General features: G+C 69.1%; 12 protein-coding genes and 1 pseudogene. 7 read left to right on the plus strand and 6 right to left on the minus strand.

The window, feature by feature from the left end; translation table 11 throughout:
* Positions 1-114: 114 nt before the first annotated feature.
* Together ACFWPX_RS28950 and ACFWPX_RS28955 are read right to left on the minus strand one after the other, a co-directional pair.
* On the minus strand, positions 115-609 hold the full coding sequence (locus ACFWPX_RS28950) for a hypothetical protein (RefSeq protein WP_378930699.1): 495 nt from the start codon (positions 607-609) through the stop codon (positions 115-117).
* A gap of 47 nt (positions 610-656) precedes the next feature.
* Positions 657-1,580, minus strand: coding sequence for a neutral zinc metallopeptidase (locus ACFWPX_RS28955; protein WP_378913047.1), 924 nt, complete (start codon positions 1,578-1,580; stop codon positions 657-659).
* 209 nt (positions 1,581-1,789) lie between these two features.
* Here ACFWPX_RS28955 and aspS point away from each other — a divergent pair, with 209 nt between their 5' ends.
* Together aspS and ACFWPX_RS28965 are read left to right on the plus strand one after the other, a co-directional pair.
* Entirely contained in the window at positions 1,790-3,607 is a 1,818-nt protein-coding gene (gene aspS, locus ACFWPX_RS28960; RefSeq protein WP_378930701.1) for an aspartate--tRNA ligase, read from the plus strand.
* Positions 3,608-3,683: 76 nt separating this feature from the next.
* Positions 3,684-4,652, plus strand: coding sequence for a DUF389 domain-containing protein (locus tag ACFWPX_RS28965; RefSeq protein ID WP_378913044.1), 969 nt, complete (start codon positions 3,684-3,686; stop codon positions 4,650-4,652).
* Positions 4,653-4,654: 2 nt separating this feature from the next.
* On the opposite strand, the gene ACFWPX_RS28970 is transcribed toward ACFWPX_RS28965, so the two are convergent.
* On the minus strand, positions 4,655-5,527 hold the full coding sequence (locus ACFWPX_RS28970; RefSeq protein WP_378930703.1) for a hypothetical protein: 873 nt from the start codon (positions 5,525-5,527) through the stop codon (positions 4,655-4,657).
* A 340-nt stretch (positions 5,528-5,867) separates the two neighbouring features.
* On the opposite strand from ACFWPX_RS28970, the gene ACFWPX_RS28975 reads away from it, so the two are divergent.
* Together ACFWPX_RS28975 and ACFWPX_RS28980 are read left to right on the plus strand one after the other, a co-directional pair.
* On the plus strand, positions 5,868-7,037 hold the full coding sequence (locus tag ACFWPX_RS28975; protein WP_378913042.1) for a phosphotransferase family protein: 1,170 nt from the start codon (positions 5,868-5,870) through the stop codon (positions 7,035-7,037).
* Positions 7,038-7,100: 63 nt separating this feature from the next.
* A complete protein-coding gene (locus ACFWPX_RS28980; RefSeq protein ID WP_378930706.1) occupies positions 7,101-7,934 on the plus strand; it encodes a siderophore-interacting protein in 834 nt (277 codons plus the stop codon).
* Between the two features lie 26 nt (positions 7,935-7,960).
* Here ACFWPX_RS28980 and ACFWPX_RS28985 read toward each other — a convergent pair whose 3' ends face one another.
* From ACFWPX_RS28985 to ACFWPX_RS28995, 3 genes are all read right to left on the minus strand, one after another.
* The gene (locus tag ACFWPX_RS28985) at positions 7,961-9,208 is read right to left on the minus strand and encodes an RNA polymerase sigma factor (RefSeq protein ID WP_378930708.1); all 1,248 of its coding nucleotides are present in this window, start codon (positions 9,206-9,208) and stop codon (positions 7,961-7,963) included.
* Positions 9,205-9,558: a YciI family protein gene (locus tag ACFWPX_RS28990; RefSeq protein ID WP_378913039.1), complete on the minus strand. Its 354-nt coding sequence runs from the start codon at positions 9,556-9,558 to the stop codon at positions 9,205-9,207. Before ACFWPX_RS28990 ends, ACFWPX_RS28985 begins: the two co-directional genes overlap by 4 nt.
* Before the next feature lie 135 nt (positions 9,559-9,693).
* Positions 9,694-11,358: an alkaline phosphatase D family protein gene (locus ACFWPX_RS28995; protein ID WP_378930710.1), complete on the minus strand. Its 1,665-nt coding sequence runs from the start codon at positions 11,356-11,358 to the stop codon at positions 9,694-9,696.
* 134 nt (positions 11,359-11,492) lie between these two features.
* Between ACFWPX_RS28995 and ACFWPX_RS29000 the strand changes: the two genes are divergently transcribed.
* The 3 genes and pseudogenes from ACFWPX_RS29000 to ACFWPX_RS29010 all read left to right on the plus strand — a co-directional run.
* A complete protein-coding gene (locus ACFWPX_RS29000; protein ID WP_378930712.1) occupies positions 11,493-12,869 on the plus strand; it encodes a replication-associated recombination protein A in 1,377 nt (458 codons plus the stop codon).
* 74 nt (positions 12,870-12,943) lie between these two features.
* Positions 12,944-15,607: an alanine--tRNA ligase gene (gene alaS, locus ACFWPX_RS29005; protein WP_378930714.1), complete on the plus strand. Its 2,664-nt coding sequence runs from the start codon at positions 12,944-12,946 to the stop codon at positions 15,605-15,607.
* A pseudogene (locus ACFWPX_RS29010) lies at positions 15,607-15,847 on the plus strand (Holliday junction resolvase RuvX); the annotation flags it as partial. The gene alaS and the pseudogene ACFWPX_RS29010, both read left to right, overlap by 1 nt.

Raw genomic sequence — 15,847 nt, forward strand, 5'->3', positions numbered from 1 at the left:
GGGCCGCCCCCCCCGGCTCCCCCCGCCCCGCGCCGGCGCCCGCCCCCGGGTTCGCCCGGCAACGGCCCGCGCCGGAACCACCGGGCGCGCCCCTTTCGGTTCGGCGTCGAACGATCAGCTCTTGAAGGCGTCGACCAGCTTCTTGTAGAGGTCGGTGAAGCGCTTACGGGCGGCCTTCTGCTCCGGGTTGAGGCCATCGGACGCCTCGGGGGAGTAGATGACCAGGTGGATCTCGTCGGCCGGATCCTCGGGCATCAGGTCGATGATCTGGGTGCCCCGGTTATCGCCTGCCGGGATCCCGAAATCGGTGTCCTTCAGTGCGTTGATCTCCTCGCGCGCGGCCGAGATCACGTCGGCGGCAACCGTTCCGGTCACCTTCTTGGGCGCGGTCTCGGGTTTACGGTCCTTGCTCACCGCATCGGGCATGTGCACGGCTTCGCCGTCGGGAAAGACCTGCAAGACCGGGCGCAGGTCGGTGCGCTGTGACCAGCCGTCGGGGATCGTGGTCAGGCTCACCAGCGGTAGTGGCGCCGGATCGGCATGGGCGAGTGCGCCCGCGCCGGGCAGGGCGAGAGCGCAGACGAGCAGTCCGGTCAGGGTCGGGCGCATGGGTTCCCCTCGATCGAAAGACAGTGCGTGGGTATCGCGTTCGGGGGTCAGCGTAGCCCGGGCGGGTTGTCGAGGTCACGCGCGGAATAGGTGTCGCACGACTGCACCGACCCGGTCCGGTAGCCGACGAGGAACCATTTCTGCCGCTGTTCGGAGGACCCATGGGTCCACGACTCGGGATTGACCCCGCGCCCCGCTGAGCGCTGGATGCGGTCGTCGCCGACGGCATTGGCGGCCGACAGCGCGTCGCGAATGTCCTTGTCGGACAGGGGCTTCAGGAAGGGCTGCCCGCCGCCCGGTGAGGGCTGCTTGTCGGCGAAGTTGGCCCAGATGCCCGCGTAGCAGTCGGCCTGCAGTTCGGTGCGCACCGCGCCGGAGGTCGCGCCCTGCGGATCGCGCTGGGCCTTACCGATATCGCCGAGCTGGTTCTGGATGTGGTGGCCGACCTCGTGCGCGACCACGTACTCCTGCGCCAGCGGTCCCGCGCTCGCGCCGAAACGGTCGGTCAGTTCCTGGAAGAAGGCGGTGTCGAAGTAGGCGGTCTGGTCGGCGGGGCAGTAGAACGGGCCGACATCACTGGTGGCATTACCGCACGCGGTGCTCACGGCACCGGTGAACAGCACCAGTTCGGGCTGCACGTATCGCTTGCCGGTCTGTTCGGGCAGCTGCACCGACCACACCGCGTCCAGGCTCTGCGCGGTGGCCACCACCCGGCAGTCGACGTACTTGTTCGCGTCGGCGCCGGTCTTGCAGTGGGTCGGCGTCCCCGCGGTCCCCGGCTGCGCCTGCTCGCCCTGCGCACCGGTGAAGTTGCCGAGCACCGACCCCGGATCGCCACCCATGAGCAAGGTGATCACCAACAGGATCAGGCCGCCCGCGCCGCCGCCGAGGGCGAGTTTGCCGCCCGTGCCGGGTCCGCCACCCGAGGAAGCCCGGCCGGGGTCGATCTGCATACCTTCGTTGAAGGTCATCGCGGTACTCGCCTTCGCTCGGATGTCGGGCTGCCTCACAGCATGATTCACCGTCGGCGGGACCAGCGACGGCGAACAGGTGTCACAAGCTTGACACGGTGGGGTAGATATCGGTTTTCACTCGGGCACCGTGTCTCACTACGATGGCAGTGCACCCGGACATCCGCGCCGGTGCGACGAGTCCGCGAAAGTCTGTCGAAAGGAATACCGTGCTGCGCACCCACTTGGCTGGTTCGCTGCGAAGCGAGCACGCCGGTCAGACCGTCACCCTCACCGGCTGGGTGGCGAGGCGTCGTGACCACGGTGGTGTGACCTTCATCGATCTGCGCGACGCTTCCGGCGTCTCGCAGGTGGTTTTCCGCGAGGGCGAGGCGGCCGAACAGGCCCACAAGCTGCGCGCGGAATTCTGTGTGCAGGTCACCGGTGTGGTGGAACTGCGTCCCGACGGCAACGAGAACCCGGAGCTGCCGACCGGGCAGATCGAGGTCGACGCCAAGGAACTTCTCGTGCTCAACGAGAGCGCGCCGCTGCCGTTCCAGCTCGACGAGACCCCCGGCGACGAGGCCCGCCTCAAGTATCGCTACCTCGACCTGCGCCGCGAAGGCCCCGGCCACGCCATCCGGCTGCGGTCCAAGGTCAACGCCGCCGCCCGCAACGTGCTGGCGGGCCACGACTTCGTCGAGGTCGAGACCCCCACCCTCACCCGCTCCACCCCCGAGGGTGCTCGCGACTTCCTGGTTCCCGCGCGCCTGCAGCCGGGCAGCTTCTACGCGCTGCCGCAGAGCCCGCAGCTGTTCAAGCAGCTGCTCATGGTCGGCGGCATCGAGCGCTACTACCAGATCGCGCGCTGCTACCGCGACGAGGACTTCCGCGCCGACCGTCAGCCGGAGTTCACTCAGCTCGACATCGAGATGAGCTTCGTGCGCCAGGACGATGTGATCCTGCTGGCCGAGGACATCCTGACTTCGCTGTGGAAGCTGGTCGGCCACGACATCGTCACCCCGATCCCGCACATGACGTACGCGGAGGCGATGCGGCGCTACGGCTCCGACAAGCCCGACCTGCGTTTCGGGATCGAGATCACCGAATGCGCCGAGTACTTCAAGGACACCCCGTTCCGGGTGTTCCAGGCGGAGTACGTGGGCGCGGTCGTGATGCCGGGTGGCGCGAGCCAGCCTCGGCGCCAGCTCGACGCGTGGCAGGACTGGGCGAAGCAGCGTGGCGCCAAGGGCCTTGCGTACATCCTGATCAACGAAGACGGCACCCTCGGTGGCCCGGTTGCCAAGAACCTGTCCGACGCCGAGCGCGAAGGCCTGGCCAAGCATGTCGGCGCGGTGCCGGGTGACTGCGTGTTCTTCGCGGCCGGCCCCACCAAGGCGCAGCGTGCCCTGCTGGGTGCCGCGCGCGGCGAGATCGCCCGCAAGTGCGACCTCATCGACCCGAACGCCTGGGCCTTCGTCTGGATCGTCGACGCCCCGATGTTCGAGCCGACCGCCGAGGCGACCGCCAGCGGTGACGTCGCCCTCGGCTACTCGGCCTGGACCGCGGTGCACCACGCGTTCACCTCGCCCAAGCCGGAGTCGCTGGACACCTTCGACACCGACCCCGGTTCCGCGCTGGCCTACGCCTACGACATCGTCTGCAACGGCAACGAGATCGGTGGCGGTTCCATCCGTATCCACCGTCGCGATGTGCAGGAACGGGTGTTCGCGGTGATGGGCATCGACCACGCCGAAGCCCAGGACAAGTTCGGCTTCCTGCTCGACGCGTTCGCCTACGGCGCCCCGCCGCACGGCGGCATCGCCTTCGGCTGGGACCGCATCACCGCGCTGCTGGCCGGCGAGGACTCGATCCGCGAGGTGATCGCGTTCCCGAAGACCGGTGGCGGTGTCGACCCGCTCACCGACGCGCCCGCGCAGATCACCGCGCAGCAGCGCAAGGAAGCCGGCATCGACGCCAAGCCCGAGGTCAAGGCCAAGGGCGGCGAGGCCACCGCCGCGCCGAAAGTTGTTCCGGCCGAGAAATAGCGGTCATCGAGGGTAGCCCGGTACCTTCTGGTCAGTTCCCGTATCGCCACCGGCGATACCGATCAGGAGGACACCGGTGCTACATCTTCGCGTGATCAGCCCGCCCGAGCAGACCGACGAGCTGGTGCGGATCCTCGAAGCCGACGCCGGCGTCACCCACCTGACGGTGGCGCGCGGTGTCGCGCTCGACCCCGTGGGCGATCTCGTCCAAGCCGATGTGGCTCGGGAGGCGGGCAACACGGTGCTCGCCGACGTGAAGTCGCTCGGCATCGTCGAGCACGGCGGGATCACCCTCGGCCCGGTCACCGCGGTCCTCTCCGATGCCGCCGACCGCGCCGTCCGGGCGGCGCCCGGTGATCCGAGCGACGCGGTGATCTGGGAGCAACTGCTCAAGGAAACCCACGAGGAATCCTCGCTCAACGCCACCTTCGTCGCGTTCCTGACCATCGCCTGCCTGCTCGCCGCGATCGGTGTGGCGACCAACTCGCCGGTCACCATCGTCGGCGCGATGGTGGTCGGCCCGGAGTTCGGTCCCCTGGCAGCGCTCTCGGTGGCGCTGGTGCGGCGCAATTGGCGGTTGGCGCGGCGCTCCGTGATCGCATTGGCGGTGGCGTTCCCGATCGCGATGGTGGTCACGCTCGGCGCGACGATCGTGTGGGAGAAGCTCGGCTGGATCACCACCGCGGGTGTGGTCGACGCGCACAGCGTCGACTTCATCTACGAGGTCGGTCCGTTCTCCCTGGTCGTGGCCTTGCTCGCCGGTGCGGCGGGCATGTTGTCGCTGGTCACCGCGAAGTCGGCGGCCCTGATCGGGGTCTTCATCTCGGTGACGACCGTGCCCGCCGCCGGGTACGCGGTGGTGGCGGCCACGGTCGGACAGTGGCACCGGGCGTTCGAGTCGGCGGGCCAGCTGGCGGTGAACCTGGTCGGCATCGTGATCGCCGGGGTGCTGGTGCTCGAGCTGCGGCCGAAGGCGGGCGACGAGAGGGGTCCGATCGGCCGGTTCAAGCGGGCCATCGGCATGCGGAGCGCCCTGGAACGCTGACCTCAGACGCGGGCCACCGGCCCCGCCGTCAGCATCCGATAGGAGTAGGTCACCGCGATCACGCACACGGGCCCGGCGACGAACAGGCCGAGCCCGCACAGTGCCGCGCCGACGACGGTGACCAGCATGACGGTCAGCGCCAGCAGCAGCGACGCCCACAGATTCGCCAGCACCAGCTGCGCGCTCGCCTTGATCGCTTCCACCGGGCCGTAGTCCTGATCGATCACGAAGTGCAGCGAGAACATGCACAGGAACCCGGCGATCACCCCCGGCGCCAGGCACAGCGACGACAGCAGCAGGGTGATGGTGAACGCCAGCAGCGAGGTCAGCAGGACATTGCCCGCGTTGACGAACCGGAAGAACGACCCGAAAGCAGGTGGGTACCCATCGGTTTCGTAGAGCGCGCCGCGCACCATCGCCGCCTGCAGCAGCCACAGCGCGACGATCACCAGCAAGAACAGGAACAGGACGCTGAACGGTGATGTCGGTTGGACGATCTGGACGACGGCGACGAAGCCGAGATAGATCAGGACTCCGACCGCGGTGACGCCGAGCCACGGTCCCGGATTGGCCCGGAATCGCTCCCAGCCGTAGCTCAGCGAACGGCCGATATCGAGGGCCTGTGCTCCCGAATGGTAGTAACCGGGCGTCTGCCCACCACCACCCTGCGACACGCCGGATGCGGGGGCGGGGGCGTACGTGGGATTCTCCGGTTTAGCCTGGGGGACCGCGTAACCGGGACCCGTGCCCGCGGGCCCGTACTGCGGTGTGTGCCCGCCCTGGCCGGCAATCGGCGGTGGCGGCTCGACCGGCTCCTGCCCGTACTGGGCGGCGCCGGGGCCCTCGAATTGCGGATAGCCTGCGCCACCGGCCATTCCGTGCCTGCTCGGACCCGAACCGGGAGCCGGTGGTTGCCCGGTTCCCTCATGTCTGCCCGCTGGCCGGGCGAACTGTCCGCCACCGCCAGGAACAGGCGACCCGCCCGGTGAATCGCTCGATGCGGCGTACGGAGTGTCGGTCACTGTGATAGACCTTTCGACTCAACCGGTTTGCGGTGTGGCGCACAGCAGTTCACGATGAGAAAACCCGAAGACCGACTGATGTGTCAAGCGAACAGGCACATACGCGCAACCTCGGCGCCAACACGCCGAACGACGCGGAAAGGTTGTCCAACCGCTCGCTAGAAGTGACCGGGTACGAGTAGCTTGAGAGGCGATGACCGCACTATTGGCCGAACGCGCCGCCGACGTCGTGTCCGCAGCACAACAGTTGCTCACAAAGCGAATGGGTGCTCCGGTAAAGCTGAGTGATCCGATCGAGCTCAGCGGCAGTGGTAGGACGACAGTCCTACGCGTGCGTGTTGCGGAAAACGCATTTTCCTTGCCGCGCACGCTGATCGTGAAGCAGGTGCGCGGTTCCAGTCCTGACCGCCGCACCGGTGGTTTGGCGCCCGGCGTCGCCAGCATCGACGCGGCCTTCCTACGCGAGGCGGTGTCCTACCAGTTCACCACCGCGCTGAGCCGCGAGCAGCGACCCGGTGCCTTCCTGATCGCGCACAGCGTCCCCGACCGGCTCCTCGTGTTGTCCGATCTCGGCGACAACGCGCTGCTCACCTCGGTGCTGCAGGCACGCGTGGAGCCAGGCACCCGGAACTCGCTGATGGCGTTCGCGCAGGCGCTGGGCCGGATGCACGCAGCGACGGTCGGTCGCGAACCCGATTTCGTCGCCCTGATGCGGCGGGTCGACTCGGTGCACCGCGTCGACGGGATCGCCCAGCAGGCCCAGGCCGCCATCGCCGAGGTCCCCGGTCTGCTCGAGGCCGAGTTCGGCATCGAGGTGCCGGGCGAGATCGCCGAGCGCATCGTGCACGGCAACCGCCTGTTCACCGGTGGCCGCTATCGCGCGTTCAGCCCGTCGGACCTGTGCCCCGACAACGTGATCATGAACGAGGAAGGCGCGCGGTTCCTCGACTACGAGTGGGGCGGTTTCCGCGACGCCACCCTCGATATCGCCTATGCGCTGGTCTCGTTCCCCGGCTGCCTGTGCGATTTCGAACTCTCGCGCAGCCGTGCCAAGGAAATGGTCGAGGCCTGGCGCTCGGCCGTGGTCGGCGTCTGGCCGTCGCTGGCCGACGACACCGTCCTGGCCGAACGGATCCTCGAAGCCCGGTTGATCTGGGTCTGGCTGTCCACCTACTGGTTCCTGCCCGCCGACCACGCTCGCATCGCCACCGCCCGCGAGCACGGGCTGTCGGTGCCGCGCTCGGAAGCGCTGATCAACCGTTGGTCCGCGCTGGCCGAGGACGCCAGGATGACCGGTGACGACGCGGTCGGCGACTTCGCCGAACAGGTCTCGGCGATGCTCGAAGAGCGCTGGTCGGAGTAGCGGCGCGAGCGGGCTCCCCACTTCCCGGCGCGACGCGGGTACCGTCGGCAAGGATCTGAGGAGTTGGGAGCAGCCGTGCCGATACCTGTCACCGTCACAGTCGTCCGTAAGCAGTGGTTGACCCCGCACCTGGTGCGGGTGATCGGCACCGTCTCGGACGGATTCACACCGAACGCGTTCACCGACGCCTACGTGAAGTTGGTCTTCCCGGTGCCCGGCGTCGAATACCCCGAGCCGTTCGATCTCGACACGGTGCGGGCGACGCTCGGCCCGGAGAGCCAGCCCGTGCTGCGCACCTACACCGTGCGGTCCTTCGACGCCGAGCGGCGCGAGCTCAGCATCGACTTCGTAGTGCACGGTGACGAGGGCGTGGCAGGTCCATGGGCGAGCTCGGTGGAGCCGGGCGAGCGGTTCTGGCTGAACGGACCAGGCGGTGCGTTCGCGCCCGATCCGGCGGCCGAGTGGTATCTGCTCGCCGGGGACGAATCGGCGCTGCCCGCGATCGCGGCCGCGCTCGAAGCGTTGCCGACCGGTGCGCCCGCCCTCGTGTTCGTCGAGGTGGGCGGCACCGAGGACGAGATCTCCCTCGTCTCGCCTGCCGACCTGCGCCTGCACTGGGTGCATCGCGGTGTGTCCTCGGACCGGATCACCGACGACCTCGCCGGGGCGCACTCGCCACTGGTGGCCGCGGTGCGTGCGGCCGAGTGGCTGCCGGGACAGGTCCAAGCGTTCGTGCACGGCGAGGCCGAGTCCGTGATGCGTCAGCTGCGCCCGTACCTGCGCAAGGAACGCGGCGTCGCGCCGAAATGGCTCTCGATCTCGGGCTACTGGCGGCGCGGCCGCACCGAGGAGGGCTTCCGCGAATGGAAGCGGGAGCTGGCGGCCGAAGGCGCCTGACCCCGATCACGGAGTGCGCCAGGTGATCAGCGGGTCAGCGCGGCGAGTTTGCCTCGCAGATGGGCACGTTCGACCGCGTTGTCGGTGAGCAGTAGCGCCGACTCGTAGGCGGCGATCGCTTCGTCGGTGCGTCCGAGATCGGTGAGGAAGGCGGCGCGGGCGGCGTCGAGATAGCCGTAGGCCGCCAGCGCCGGTTCCGAGCCGAGCGGATCGAGCAGCGCCAGCGCCTGTGCCGGATCACCGGCGAGGCCGACCGCGATGGCGTGATTGAGCCCGGCGACCGGCGACGGCGAATCGCGCAGCAACAGCCGGTAGAGGCCGATGATCTCCCGCCAGTCGGTGTCGGCCCAGGTGGGCGCCTCGTCGTGGACCGCGGCGATCGCGGCCTGCAAGGTATACCGGTCGGTATGTGGCAGAGCGTGTTTCACCAGCGCGATGCCCTCGACGATGGCGGCGCTGTCCCAGCGGTCGCGGTCCTGGTGTTCGAGCGTGCACAGATTGCCCTCGGCGTCGACGCGCGCTGCTCGGCGGGCGTCGGTGAGCAGGATCAGCGCCAGCAGCCCGGTCACCGATGGGTCGTCGGGGACGAGCGCGTGCATCATCCTGGCCAGCTGCAGCGACCGGTCGACGAGATCCGCCCGAACCAGCACATCGCCGACGGGCGCGGTGTGGCCGGTGGTGAACAGCAGGTGGATCACCGCGCAGATGGAATCGAGCCGTTGCGGCAGCTCCCGTACCGAGGGCACTCGATACGGGATGGCCGCTACCGCGATCTTCTTCTTGGCGCGGGTGATGCGCGCGGCCATGGTCGCCTCGCTCACCAGGAAGGCGCGAGCCACCTCGGCGGTGGTGACACCGCAGACCAGCCGCAGGGTCAGCGCTACCTGCGCCTGCGGCGCGAGCGCGGGGTGGCAGCAGGTGCTGATCAGCCGCAGCCGGTCGTCGGGGATCGCCGGGTCGGCCAGGTCGGCCAGCGCCAGGTCGGCGGGGTCGGCGACCGGTTCGTCGACGACGAGCCGTGGCAGCGCGCGACGGAAGGTGCCCTCGCGGCGCAGCAGGTCGAGGCCGCGGCGCCGCGCGACCGTCGTGAGCCAGGCACCGGGCTTGGCCGGGACACCGTCGCTGGCCCAAGCGGTCAGCGCCGTCGCGTACGCGTCCTGCACGCATTCCTCGGCGAGGTCGAAGTCGCGGACCAGCCGCACCGTCGCGGCGAGCACGAAAGCCCATTCACGACGGTGCGCCTGCTCGACGGCCGCGGCCGCCGCCGTGGTCACGACTGCGGGTAGACCTGGATCGGGCGCACTTCGACGCCACCGGTGGGGGCAGGCACCTGCGCGGCGATGGCGATCGCGGCGTCCAGGTCCGGCGCCTCGAGCAGGTAGTAGCCGCCGAGCGCTTCCTTCGCCTCGGCGAACGGCCCGTCGGTGATGACGACCTCGCCGCCCGCATCGTGGCGGATCGTGGTGGCGGTCGCGGTGGGCTGCAACGCTTGCCCGCCGAGGTTGGCGTCACCGGCGATCTGCTGGAAGGCACGATGCGCGGCGAGCATGTCATCGAACTCGGCGGGGGAGTACGCGGCGTAGGTGGATTCGTCGCCGTAGATCAGGACCAGGTACTGACTCATGACGGTGCTCCTTCGGGTGTGGGGCTGCCCGCGCGGCGGGGGGGGGGGCCCCCCCCCCGAGCGACCGCGGGCGCAATCGACAACCCTGTCCGAAGAATTCTGCGCCGATTTCCGCGGCGCCGCGGCGAACCCCGGTCAGAGCACCGGAGCCGGCCGCGGTTCGACCCGTCCGCCCGCCGCGACGGCGAACGACGCGCCGTGCCGCACGCCGGTGGCGGGATCGGTGACGTCGGCGACGTAGAACCAGTCCATCTGTGTCTGGGACTCGGTTACCTCCAGCACGCCGAAACCGTGTGAATCGAGCTCGGTGTAGCGCAGGTGGTGGTTGGCCGCCTTGATGGCCTCCTCCGCCGGTACCGACGCGGTGCGGGCGGGCACCCTCAGCAGGTCGCCGACGCTGGCGGAGGTGACCGACGGGATGACGAACTCCGCGCCGACCGTCGGCCCGCCCGGGTAGTTCGCGGCGTTCAACGGCAGGTCCGCGGCCCAGGAGGTGTGGATGTCGCCGGTTAGGAACACGACGTCGCTCACCGCGTTGTCGGTGATCGTCCGGAACAGGGTGTCGCGGTCGGCGGTGTAGCCGTCCCACTGGTCACCGTTGACGGTGATGCCGCCCTGCGGGATCCCGAGCGCCTCGGTGATCGCCTGGGTCGTTGCCGCGTCCAACGGCGGGAACACCAGCGGCGCGACCATCACCGAGTTGCCGATCAGCTTCCAGCGGGTGGGGGAGGAGGTGAGTCCGGCGGTGAGCCAATCCATCTGGGCGCGGCCGGTGATCGTGCGGGACGGGTCGTCGGCGTGGCGCCAGCCGGCGCCCGGCCCGGCCTCCTCGTCGCGGTAGCTGCGCAGATCCAGCATCGACAGTTCCGCGAGCGTGCCGAAACGCAAGCGGCGGTAGATCTGCACCTGACCGTCGGCCCGGGTCGCGCGCACCGGCATCCACTCCAGGTAGGCGCGGGCAGAGGCGGCCTTGCGGTCGACCCAGGGACCTTCGGTGGCCGGGTCGTGGTTCTCCGCGCCCTCGCGCCAGGAGTTGTCGGCCGACTCGTGGTCGTCCCAGGTGCAGATGAACGGCACCGCGGCGTGCAGGGCCATCAGGTCGGGATCGGTCTTGTACTGGCCGTGGCGGGTGCGGTAGTCGGTGAGGGTGAGGATCTCGTTCACCGGGTCGTGTCCGCGGACCGCGCCGTTGCGGCCGGTGTACTTCCCGCGGGCGTACTCGTAGATGTAGTCGCCGAGGTGCACGATCGCGTCGAGATCGGTGCGCGCGGCCAGGTGCCGGTAGGCGCCGAACCAGCCCGCTTCCCAGTTGGCGCAGGAGACCAGGCCCAGCCGCAGGCGGTCGACCTCGCTGTCCGGTGCGGGCGCGGTCCTGGTACGGCCGACCGGGGAGGTCTCGCCGCGCGTGGTGAAGCGGTAGAAGTAGTCCTGACCTGGGGTGAGGCCGGTCGCGTCGACCTTGACGGTGTGGTCGGTATCGGCCGAGGTCGTGACGGTGCCGGACGCGGCGAGCGCGCCGAAACCGGCGTCGGTGGCGATTTCCCAGCGCACCGCCGTCGCGTCGCCGATGCCCGAACCGGGGGTGGCGTCCTCGGCGACGGTGACCCTGGTCCACAAGATGACCGCGCCGGGCAGCGGATCACCGGACGCCACACCGTGCCGGAAGACCGCGCCCGCGGCATGGGCGGGTGCGGCGGTGCCCAGCACCGCGACCGCCGCAACCGCCGTGGAACCGGCGAACAGGGTGCGGCGGGCGAACCCGACCGGCTGGGAGGCTACGGCGCTGTTGTTTTCGACCACGATCAGCGATCACAGTCCACGAATCGCTCCCGCGCAAGTCCTCGCGAGAAATGTTGGTCAACTGTCCATTTTCGCGGCAGGTTCTGGTCGAAATCAGGAGCAGGGGCGAGGGCGGTTCGTGCGCTTCGCAGAACATGTCCGAGCGCCTCGGTACCCTGCACAACGTGAGCGACAGCCTTTTCGACGTGCCCGGCGAACACGCGTCCGCCGAACCCGGCGCCGATGCGGTGTTCCGTCGCGACTCGGGCGCGCCGCTCGCCGTGCGCATGCGTCCCGCGAACTTGGACGAGGTGATCGGTCAGGCGCATCTGCTCGGCCCCGGCTCCCCGCTGCGCCGGCTCGTCGAAGGCTCGGGCGCGGCATCGGTGCTGCTCTACGGCCCGCCCGGTACCGGAAAGACCACGCTGGCCTCGCTGCTCTCGCAGGCCACCGGCCGGCGGTTCGAAGCGCTGTCGGCGCTGTCGGCCGGAGTCAAGGAGGTGCGGGCGGTCATCGACCTCGCCCGGCGCCGACTCACCGCGGGCGAGCAGACCGTGCTGTTCATCGACGAGATCCACCGATTCTCCAAGACCCAGCAGGACGCGCTGCTGGCCGCCGTCGAGAACCGGGTTGTGCTGCTGGTCGGCGCGACCACGGAGAACCCCTCGTTCTCCGTCGTCTCCCCGCTGCTGTCGCGCTCGCTCGTCCTGCAACTGCAACCGCTCACCCCCGACGACATCCGCGCCGTCCTCGCCCGCGCGATCAGCGACCACCGCGGGTTGGCCGAGGCCTGCACCGTCAGCGACGAGGCGATCGAACACATCGTCCGGATCGCCGGTGGCGACGCTCGTCGCGCGCTCACCGCCTTGGAGGCCTCGGCCGAGTCCGCGACCGACGGCGCCGTCGAACTGGAAACGGTCGAGGCGACCGTCGACAAGGCCGCCGTCCGCTACGACCGTGCGGGCGACCAGCACTACGACGTGATCAGTGCCTTCATCAAGTCCATTCGCGGCTCCGATGTCGACGCGGCCGTGCACTACCTGGCGCGCATGCTCGCCGCGGGCGAAGATCCCCGCTTCATCGCGCGCCGCCTGATGATCCACGCCAGTGAGGACATCGGGATGGCCGACCCGATGGCGCTGCAGACCGCCACCGCCGCCGCGCAGGTCGTTCAACAGGTCGGCCTCCCGGAATGCAAGCTCGCCCTGGCGCAGGCCACCATCCACCTCGCCACCGCCCCCAAATCCGGCGCGGTGACCACCGCCATCGGCACGGCCATGGCCGATGTCTCCCGCGGCAAGGCCGGTGCGGTTCCGCCCTACCTGCGCGACGGCCACTACGCGGGCGCTGCCCTGCTCGGCAATGCCCAGGGCTACAAGTTCCCGCACAAGTACCGCGAGGGCGTCGTGACCCAGCAATATCCGCCCGACGAATTGGTCGGTACCGACTACTACCTGCCCACCGATCACGGCAACGAACGCACGATCGCCCCGCGCCTGGAGAAGCTGCGCCGCATCATCCGCGGAAAGTAGCCGGTCAGGGGCGTGGCGCGAACCACCCCGGTCGATGAAAAACTTGGTGCACCGGCCCGGTAGGCTGGGTATTTGTGCAGACCCACGAGATTCGACGACGGTTCCTGGACCATTTCGTCCGTGCCGGACACACCGAGGTCGGAAGTGCTTCGCTGATCCTGGCCGACCCCAACCTGTTGTTCGTCAATGCGGGCATGGTCCAGTTCGTTCCGTATTTCCTGGGTCAGCAGACCCCGCCGTGGGCTACCGCGACCAGCGTGCAGAAGTGCGTGCGCACCCTCGACATCGAGAACGTCGGCATCACCACTCGCCACAACACGTTCTTCCAGATGGCGGGCAATTTCAGCTTCGGCGACTACTTCAAGCGCGAGGCCATCACCCTGGCCTGGACGTTGCTCACCGACAGTGTCGAAGACGGCGGCTACGGCTTCGATCCCGAGCGCCTGTGGGTCACCGTCTACCTCGACGACGACGAGGCCGAGCGGATGTGGCTCGAGATGGGCGTGCCCGCCGACCGCATCCAGCGCCGCGGCATGGCCGACAACTACTGGTCGATGGGCATCCCTGGTCCGTGTGGCCCGTGTTCGGAGATCTATTACGACCGCGGCCCCGAATACGGCGTCGAGGGCGGCCCAGAGGCCGACGAGGACCGCTACATCGAGATCTGGAATCTCGTGTTCATGCAGAACGAGCGTGGCGCGGGCATCTCCAAGGACAACTTCGAGATCCTGGGCCCGCTGCCCAAGCAGAACATCGACACCGGCATGGGTGTCGAGCGTGTCGCGTTCCTGCTCCAGGGCGTGGACAACGTCTACGAGACCGACCTGATGCGCCCGATCATCGACAAGGCCGAGGAACTCACCGGCCGCTCCTACGGCGTCGATCACACCGACGACGTGCGCTTCCGCGTCATCGCCGACCACGCCCGCACCGCCGCGATGCTCATCGCCGACGGCGTGAACCCCGGCAACGACGGCCGCGGTTACGTGCTGCGCCGCCTGCTGCGCCGCATCGTGCGTTCGGCACGGCTGCTCGGCGCCGAGAAGCCGGTGATGGCCGAGCTGATCAAGGTCGTCACCGAACTGATGTCGCCGTCCTACCCCGAACTGGGCACCGATTTCTCGCGCATCGAGACGGTGTCGGTCGGCGAGGAGATGGCGTTCCTCAAGACGCTCAACACCGGCGAGACCCTGTTCGACAACGCCGCCACCGCGGTGAAGTCCAAGGGTGGCAAGCAGATCACCGGTTCCGACGCGTTCGCCCTGCACGACACCTACGGCTTCCCGATCGACCTCACCCTCGAAATGGCCGCCGAGGCAGGCCTTTCCGTCGACGAGGACGGTTTCCGCTCGCTCATGGCCGAGCAGCGCAAGCGCGCCAAGGACGACGCCCAGGCCCGCAAGCACGCCCACGCCGACCTCACCGTCTACAAGGAACTGGTCGACCGCGGTGCCACCGAGTTCACCGGTTTCGACGAGCTGACCTCCGAGGCGAGCGTGCTGGCCCTGATCGTCGACGGCGTGCGGGTCCCGGTGGCGACGGCAGGCCAGAACATCGAGGTCATCCTCGATAGAAGCCCGATGTACGCCGAGTCCGGCGGTCAGATCGCCGACCGTGGCACCATCACTGCCTCGGGCCTGAAACTGCAGGTCAACGACGTGCAGAAGATCGCCAAGAAGGTCTGGGTGCACAAGGCCACCGTCGAGTCGGGTCAGATCACCGAGGGCGATGTCGTTCTCGCGCAAGCGGATCCGGCGTGGCGTCGCGGCGCCACCCAGGGACACTCCGGCACGCACATGGTGCACGCCGCGCTCCGGCAGATCTTGGGCCCCAACGCCGTGCAGGCGGGTTCGCTGAACAAGCCCGGCTACCTGCGGTTCGACTTCAACTGGCAGGGCGCGCTGTCGGAGCAGCAGAAGGCCGATATCGAGGCCGTCTCCAATGACGCCGTCGGCGCGGACTTCCCGGTGAACACCTTCGTCACCGATCTGCCCAAGGCCAAGGAAATGGGCGCGATGGCGCTGTTCGGCGAGAACTACGGCGACGCGGTGCGCGTCGTGGAGATCGGCGGCCCGTTCTCGATGGAACTGTGCGGCGGCACCCACGTGGAGCACTCCTCGCAGATCGGCCCGATCACCCTGCTGGGTGAGGCCTCGATCGGTTCCGGTGTGCGTCGCGTCGAGGCCTTCGTCGGCCTCGACTCCTACAAGTACCTGGCCAAGGAGCGTGCGCTGCTGGCCGGTGTCGCGTCCTCGCTGAAGGTGCCGTCGGACGAGGTGCCCGGTCGGGTGGAGCAGCTCGTGGAGCGGCTCAAGGTGGCCGAGAAGGAACTCGAGCGCACCAAGATCGCCGCGGTGCTGTCCTCGGCGGGCACGTTCGCCGAGCAGGCCGAGCGGGTCGGTGCGGTGCGTCTGGTGGCCGCTGCGGCCCCCGAGGGCGTGTCGGCAGGCGACCTGCGGACTCTGGCCACCGATATCCGTGGCCGTCTCGGTAGCGAGGCCGCTGTCGTCGTGCTGCTCGGCAATGTCGAGGGCAAGGCGCCGTTCGTGGTGACCGTGAACAAGGCGGCCCAGGATCTCGGCTTCAAGTCCGGCGATCTGGTCGCGGCCTTCGGACCGAGTATCGCCGGGCGTGGTGGCGGCAAGCCGGAGATGGCGCAGGGCGCGGGCTCGGATCCGTCGGGCATCCCGACCGGTTTGACCGCGGTCCGCGCCCGGGTGGCTGAACTCGCCGGCTGATGACCACCCCTGGTTCGTCCAGCGAGGAATCCGCCGATCGTCCGGACCCGGCCACCGACCCTGGTCGGGGCCGCCGGATCGCCATCGACGTCGGTAGCGTGCGCATCGGGGTCGCTTCGAGCGACCCCGACGGCATTGAAGCGACCCCCCGGGATTCTGTGGCGGGGGGGCACTGGCGGGGGGGCGCGGGGGGGGGCCCCCCCGGCCTCCGCCGAATTGTGGGCAGTGGTGGGGGATACT

Source organism: Nocardia sp. NPDC058518, from assembly GCF_042719655.1.
GTDB lineage: Bacteria > Actinomycetota > Actinomycetes > Mycobacteriales > Mycobacteriaceae > Nocardia.